Origin of the sequence: Siminovitchia thermophila, from assembly GCF_016909185.1 — a bacterium.
GTDB classification, from domain to species: Bacteria; Bacillota; Bacilli; order Bacillales; family Bacillaceae_C; genus Siminovitchia; species Siminovitchia thermophila.
The window spans coordinates 21,875-28,940 of record NZ_JAFBFH010000044.1; the positions used below are offsets into that span (position 1 = coordinate 21,875).

The 7,066-nt window shown below is 42.4% G+C and carries 8 protein-coding genes; 5 read left to right on the forward strand and 3 right to left on the reverse strand.

Annotated elements, in window-relative coordinates; translation table 11 throughout:
- Positions 1 to 109 precede the first annotated feature (109 nt).
- Positions 110 to 847: a bis(5'-nucleosyl)-tetraphosphatase PrpE gene (gene prpE, locus JOC94_RS20830; protein WP_077110290.1), complete on the forward strand. Its 738-nt coding sequence runs from the start codon at positions 110 to 112 to the stop codon at positions 845 to 847.
- Positions 848 to 849: 2 nt separating this feature from the next.
- Here prpE and JOC94_RS20835 read toward each other — a convergent pair whose 3' ends face one another.
- Genes JOC94_RS20835 through JOC94_RS20845 form a run of 3 tightly spaced genes read right to left on the reverse strand, consistent with a single transcriptional unit; the run spans position 850 to position 3,220 of the window.
- Positions 850 to 1,746: an RluA family pseudouridine synthase gene (locus tag JOC94_RS20835; protein WP_077110291.1), complete on the reverse strand. Its 897-nt coding sequence runs from the start codon at positions 1,744 to 1,746 to the stop codon at positions 850 to 852.
- An 11-nt stretch (positions 1,747 to 1,757) separates the two neighbouring features.
- Positions 1,758 to 2,543: an NAD kinase gene (locus JOC94_RS20840; RefSeq protein WP_408021941.1), complete on the reverse strand. Its 786-nt coding sequence runs from the start codon at positions 2,541 to 2,543 to the stop codon at positions 1,758 to 1,760.
- Positions 2,544 to 2,578: 35 nt separating this feature from the next.
- Positions 2,579 to 3,220: a GTP pyrophosphokinase gene (locus JOC94_RS20845; RefSeq protein ID WP_077110293.1), complete on the reverse strand. Its 642-nt coding sequence runs from the start codon at positions 3,218 to 3,220 to the stop codon at positions 2,579 to 2,581.
- 135 nt (positions 3,221 to 3,355) lie between these two features.
- On the opposite strand from JOC94_RS20845, the gene JOC94_RS20850 reads away from it, so the two are divergent.
- From JOC94_RS20850 to JOC94_RS20865, 4 genes are all read left to right on the forward strand, one after another.
- Positions 3,356 to 3,949 carry a CYTH domain-containing protein gene (locus tag JOC94_RS20850; protein ID WP_077110294.1) on the forward strand — a complete coding sequence of 198 codons (594 nt, stop codon included), beginning with the start codon at positions 3,356 to 3,358 and terminating at the stop codon, positions 3,947 to 3,949.
- Between the two features lie 6 nt (positions 3,950 to 3,955).
- Positions 3,956 to 4,591, forward strand: coding sequence for a lytic transglycosylase domain-containing protein (locus tag JOC94_RS20855; RefSeq protein ID WP_236017173.1), 636 nt, complete (start codon positions 3,956 to 3,958; stop codon positions 4,589 to 4,591).
- A gap of 128 nt (positions 4,592 to 4,719) precedes the next feature.
- Positions 4,720 to 5,121, forward strand: a complete 402-nt coding sequence (locus tag JOC94_RS20860) for a globin domain-containing protein (protein WP_077110295.1) — start codon at positions 4,720 to 4,722, stop codon at positions 5,119 to 5,121.
- Complete coding sequence (locus JOC94_RS20865) at positions 5,121 to 5,951, forward strand: ClpXP adapter SpxH family protein (RefSeq protein ID WP_077110296.1); 831 nt, start codon at positions 5,121 to 5,123, stop codon at positions 5,949 to 5,951. The genes JOC94_RS20860 and JOC94_RS20865 overlap by 1 nt, the downstream gene beginning before the upstream one ends.
- The last annotated feature ends 1,115 nt before the right edge of the window (positions 5,952 to 7,066 follow it).

The window sequence follows — 7,066 nt, forward strand, 5'->3', positions numbered from 1 at the left end:
ATTCATTATCCTAACAAATCTTTTATCAATTGTCGCTTATATCATTTATTTTTTTGCAATAAATCATTTCTGTTCGTTACAATTTATGATGTAAAGAAAGGTGATGCAGGTGAAAATCGATATTATAGGCGATATTCATGGCTGTTACAGAGAATTAAAAAATCTTACTGAACACCTTGGTTATACATGGAGAAATGACAAGCCCGTTCATCCGGAGCGAGTCCTGGGCTTTGTCGGAGACCTGGCTGATCGGGGACCCGATTCTTTAAAAGTAATTGATACAGTTTGGGGGCTACGGAAAGATCATAAAGCCTATTATGTTCCAGGCAATCATTGTAACAAACTATACCGCTATTTTCTGGGGAGAAATGTAAAAATAGCTCATGGTTTGGAAACGACGGTGGCCGAATTAAACAGCCTTTCTACGGAAAAAAGACTTCTTTATAAAAAAAAGTTCATGGAATTATATGAAAATGCCCCGCTTTATCAAGTATTGGCTGACGGAAATCTCGTGATTGCCCATGCCGGTATTAAAGAAGAAATGATCGGCAAGTCGAACAATAAGGTCAAAACATTTGTGCTTTACGGAGATATTACCGGCGAAGTTCTTCCTGACGGAATGCCTGTCCGCCGAGACTGGGCCAAATCATATACGGGAAAACCCTTTATCGTCTATGGCCATACGCCGGTCCATACACCGCGCATGGTCGGAAACACCATCAATATTGACACCGGCGCTGTTTTTGGGGGAGCATTAACAGCATTTCGGTATCCCGAAATGACAACTGTTTCCGTTCCGTCAACGATGCCTTTTGTAAAAGAAAAATTCCAGACATTTGACGAGTAAGCCTATTCCAGTAAATGAAGCACTTGTTTTAGATCAAGAGGAAGCGGCGCATTAAAGTGTAGTTCCTTATGTAAAAAGGGATGAAAAAACCGCAATTCACTGCAATGAAGCGCCTGCCGCTTCATCAAATCTGTCGGCCCTCCATATAGTTCATCCCCCAACAGCGGATGGCCTATGTAAGAAAAATGGACTCTTATTTGATGGGTCCGTCCCGTTTCCAGCCATATTTTCACATGCGCCGCGTCATGGAACTGTTGTAATACTTCGTATTTTGTTACCGCCCGCTTTCCGTCATCTCTTACTTCACGTTCGATAATGCTGGAAAGCTTTCTCCCAATCGGGGCATCAATGACATCCTCCTTCTTGCTAAAGACACCTGAAGCAACGCCCTCATATGATCGGGCGATTTCGTTTTTCTGTTGTAAAATGCTACATAAATGATGCGCATGCCGATGCTTTGCCACGAGTAACAAGCCGGATGTATTTCGATCAAGTCTCGTCACAATATGAACGGCGGCTGATATCCCCTTTTGTTCATAATAATAAGCCAGTGCATTGGCAATACTGCCTCCCGGATGTTCTCTGGAAGGTATCGTGTTCATTTGGGGCGGCTTATTGACGACCAAAAGGTCCCTGTCTTCATAAAGGATGTCAAGAGGAATGTTTTCTTTTGTGAGTTGTTCGTTTTTGGCTTCCTCCGGAAATTCCACCTCAAGCCTATCTCCAAACTTCAACACGTAACGGACATTTTTCTCTATCCCGTTTACTTTAATGGAGCCGCCTTGAAATTTTATTTTGGTCAGGGCTCTCCGCGAGATCTGTTTTTCCACTAAAAACTGTTTAATTGTTTTTTCATTTTCGCTGCTTTTCACGATCCAGCTTAGCTTATATTGTCGCATATCGTGTTAGCTCATCCTTCGTCTGAAATAAACGAATCATGCACTCTCTTCCAAAAAGGAAAGGGGCGAAAACGTGCAAAGCGCACTTTTTCATCAGCGACTCGGAATTGAATTGATTTCACATCCCGGTGCATGACCGTTAAATGATCGATCGTAACATGAAAGTCATTCGTATTGACCGGTTTTAACATTAACGTATGGTGCGCCGGTAAAATAAGCGGAGAGCCGACTGTCCGGAATACCCGGTTGTTAATCGATGCCATTTCGGCCAACTGGATGGCGTGCAACGTCGGGTGGATAATAGCTCCACCGAGCGCTTTATTGTACGCCGTGCTTCCGGATGGGGTTGATACACAAAGACCGTCGCCGCGGAACCGCTCAAAGTGTTCCCCCCGGATTTCCACATCCATTACGAGCGTTCCTTCCATGCTTTTCACGGTTGATTCGTTTAATCCGAGATACTTCGTCTCTTTTCCTCCATGCCTGTAACGTATGATCACTTCAAGGAGCGGATACTCCACTACCTGGTAGGGGGTTTTGGCAATGGCGATCACCAGTTTTTCAATTTCTTCCGGAAGCCAATCTGCGTAAAATCCGAGGTGGCCGGTATGTACCCCGACAAAAGCCGTTTTATCTAACCGTGAACTGTAGCGGTGAAATGCATGTAAAAGGGTCCCGTCACCACCGACCGAAATGACGATATCCGGTTGCTCTTCATCATAGATCAGCTCAAAATCCTGTAAATATGTAATCATCTTTTGCATTAATGCATTTGAAGTCGAATCTCCTTTTGACATGACTGTGAATCTCAAACGTCTCCACCCTCTCCAAGTTAATTTCTGTCAGTCCGTTCAAAAACTTCTTTGTTTTTTGTAAAATATACTTGCGCTTCTTGAACTTCTTCTTTAATTTGCGACATTTGTTCATCAAGACGAAATGCAGCTTCGGCGGCTTTTTGCAACCTTATTTTAATGTCTTCGGGAATCTCCCCCTGATATTTATAGTTGAGTGAATGTTCGATTGTTGCCCAAAAATTCATGGCCAATGTTCTGATTTGAATCTCCGCCAAAATTTTCTTCTCGCCATTGATCGTTTCAACGGGATATTCAATCACGACATGATATGAACGGTATCCGCTCGGTTTTTTATTGGAAATATAATTTCTTTCCTCTACGATTCGAAAATCGTTTCTTTGTCTAAGTAAGTGCACGACCGTCTTAATGTCATCGACAAATTGGCACATGATGCGCAAACCCGCAATGTCCTGCATTTCCGTTTCTATCTTTTCCAAAGGGATGTTTTTCAAATTCGCTTTAACAAGAATACTTGCGACGGGTTTTACCCTCCCGGTAACAAATTCAATAGGAGAATGAATATGTTCTCCGACAAATTGTGCCCTCATCCCTTTTAATTTAATCTTTAACTCATCAACGGCTTGTTTATATGGAGATAAAAATTGGTCCCACTGATTCAATGCAATTCACCTCTAAAAACAGACACTGATTCTCATTACATGAACCCATTTTAGCACAAAGCCCTGTTACTGAACATTGACAACCCGGGCAAACAGCACATAATAAAACATAGACATGGAAAGGACGATGAAACTTTGGGAAGACATATTGAAATCGAATTTAAAAACATGGTCACAAAAGAACATTTTGAATTACTGCTAAGCGTTTTTCACATAACAAGGGATGACTTTGCCAAACAGGTGAATCATTACTTTGATACGGATACATTTTTGCTGAAACAAAAGGCGGCGGCACTGAGAATCAGAAACAGGGATCACCTTTATGAACTGACATTAAAAAAGAAAACAGAGACGATTGGACTGCTGGAAATCAATCAAGAGATATCACCCGCTGAAGCCAATGCATGCTTACATAAACAAATGTTCCCCGAAGGCGAAGTGAAAGCAGAATTAGCGGCAATTGATATTAATCCCAACTGGCTCATCTGTTTCGGTTCGCTTGAGACGAGACGGGCGGAAAGGCCATTTGGTCCAGGATGCCTGCAATTTGACCATAGTCTGTACTTGGGGAGAGAAGATTTTGAAGTGGAATACGAAATTCCTGAAGGCAAAATAGATGAAGGGAAAAAAAATTTCTTCCAATTACTAAACGAACTTAACATTCCTACTAAGAAAGCCGATAATAAAATTAAGAGACTTTATGATGCGAAATTTACATATTTGGAGTGAATAGGCTTGAACAAGCTTGGTGAAATAAATTTGTTAATGGAATTGCAGACACTGAGAAGATTGACAACACAAACGGCCAACCACATGCTACAAGATTCAACCGAGGCGTTCAGCAGTTTGCTTGGGGAAGCTATAAACAATGTGATGGCTGAAGCGGCGAAGAATCCCGAAAAAATGAACACGCTTGGCCTCATTCATTCATTGGCTCAGAATCAAGTGCAGACGAAAACAAACAAACCGCTGCCAGCGGTTGACATGAAGCACATAAACAGCTTGGAAGGAATGATTGACGCCGCGGCAAATAAATATAATCTCCCGCCAAAGCTGATTAAGTCCATTATTCGCCATGAATCCAATTTTAATCCGAACGCGGTGAGCAAAGCGGGCGCTTCCGGATTGATGCAGTTGATGCCCGCAACCGCCCGCGGCCTGGGCATTAAGAATATATTCGATCCTTTGGAAAATATTATGGGCGGCAGCAAGTACATCCGCAACATGCTGGATAAATATAATGGAAATATACAGCTCGCTTTGGCAGCTTATAACGCGGGACCCGGAAACGTCGACAAATATGGAGGTATCCCCCCATTTAAAGAAACACAAAATTATGTAAGAAAAGTAACCGAATCATTTTACAGTTAAACCCCTGTTCCTTTACACGGGGGTTTTATTTATTTCAATTCCCTTTTTTTCCAAAAAGGCTATTTATTTGAGTTATTTTTTACACGTTGTTACAATGTACATACATTTTAGAAAAAGGAGCGATTCATATGGTTGAAGAGCGCATGACGCCGTATGACGCAATTGGGGAAAAAAAGCTTTCTTCCCTTGTGGACGCCTTTTACCGCAGGGTGGCAAATCATCCCGAACTCATCCCCATTTTTCCTAAAGACTTAACCGAAACAGCCAGATTACAAAAGCAATTTTTAACACAATTCTTGGGGGGACCTCCATTATATACAGAAGAGCACGGACATCCCATGTTGCGTGCCCGGCACCTGCCTCATGAAATTACTCCACGGAGGGCAAAGGCCTGGTTGTCTTGCATGTCGGCCGCTATGGATGAGGTAAAGCTCGATAGTCCCATTCGGGAGCACTTTTTTTCCCGGCTTGCATTGACCGCCAACCATATGGTAAATAGTCCTGATAAGGTGCAAGGTGAAGTGCCGTGATGGAATGGAAATCCCAGAAAGAACTTAAAGCCAAATATATGCAAAACAAGCCTGTAGAAATGTATGTGTTTGTAGATCCGTTTTGTATGGACTGCTGGATGCTTTCGCCCATTGTAAAAAAACTTCAAATACAATACGGAGATTACTTCACAATAAAGCATGTATTAGCTGGCGATTTAACGGCTTTAAATTCGTGTAAATTAAACAACCGAAAAGAACAGCTGACAAACTCATCGACTCCTTCCAAAAAAATGAAGCATATGCCCCATTTGGCCGCCATCAGCATCAAGGCAGCCGAATTGCAAGGAAAAAGGGCTGGAATACGCTATCTGCGTCGGCTTCAAGAACTGCTTTTTATGGAACAGGAGGATATTACAGACCTGTATGTTTTGGAACAATGCGCGGATCATGTGGGGCTGGACTGTAAAGAGTTTCTGCGCGATCTGTATTCATCGAGCGCGGCCAGAGCGTTCCAGTGTGATGTCATCATTGCTACTGAGATGAATGTGGCAGAAATGCCGGCTATCGTCTTTTTCAACGAGCGCATAGAGGACGAAGGCCTTAAAATCAGCGGCCTGTATTCATATGATATTTATGTCCATATTTTAACGGAGATGCTTGGCGGGTACGTCCAGCCGACAGAGCTTCCGCCGCTGGAGCTCTATTTATCCGCAAATCCGATGATATCCACTCAGGATTTGGCCATGATCTATGATATGCCTTTCCAAACAATCGAAAGAAAAATGAAAAAGCTGCAATTACAGCGCAGAGTGAAAAGAATTCAAACACAGAACGGTTCTTATTGGAAATATATTGCATATGAACAATAGGAGCGCTTCGTTCATTACGGAGCATCGGTAATGGTGAGCCTGGCGTATGTATCGCAGGAAAACAGATGTAGAGCTTTCGCAGCTGCAAATCGTACCAAGACAGGACGGCAACTAACAGCGCTAGCCGCCTTTCATAGCCGCATCTTCCGAAAAGCCCGGCGTGTATGATTCACGGCATGCTGCTTCCTTTGATGGTTGCGCGCGGTACTAGACTTCCTGCCCGGAGCAGGACAAAGCAAGTTTTATATTTTACTTTCGAGGAAGGCCGAGACGGCCTTTCTTTTTTCGTATAAAATGGGACAACAATGAATACTCATTGTTAACAGACGCTTCCTCTAAATAAGCTCTCGTATAACTGAAAGGAGAGATTTCAAAAGATGCGAAAGGCATATATAGCCGGAATGATTCTTTTCTTTTTAATCAGTTTTTCTGTACAAATGCTTGCTCTAATCCGGTTAATACCACTGTATATATCTTCTCCCATTTTATTCCTTTCCATTTTAGTGTTTTTTTCATACTTGAATAACCGCAACAAATTTAAAGGCTTTCAATAACCATAATGCCGACGAGGCTGGGACATAAGCAAAAACCGAACAATTCATTATAATTGTTCGGTTTATTTGTGTAAAAAAATCCCCATCATCACTACGTCAACATATTTCAGTTTCCGCAGGTCTCTTCAGCTTCCTCAGAAAGCAAAGGTCGCTTTCCTGCGTGATCTTCAGCTCGAGCTATTCCCGCAGGAGTCCACATATGTTGACGACGCTAAAAGCTTGCGTATGATACACTAGGACAATTTATCCGGCATGTAAGGTGCCGTAAAACTCCCACTTCAAAATCTTGAGTGAATACAAAATGTCTAAGTAGGAGATAACGGCACCTAAATGCCCGATTGGTTCAACTAACATTCAGTAGGAGATGGAAGAAAACTACTACTGAATGAAGTTTCACTTTATCCCGCATGTAAGGTGCCGTATGACTCCCACTTCAAAACATGAGTGAATACAAAATGTCTAAGTAGGAGATAACGGCACCTAAATGCCCGATTGGTTCAACTAACATTCAGTAGGAGATGGAAAAAAACGCCTACTGAATGAAGTTTCACTTTATCCCGC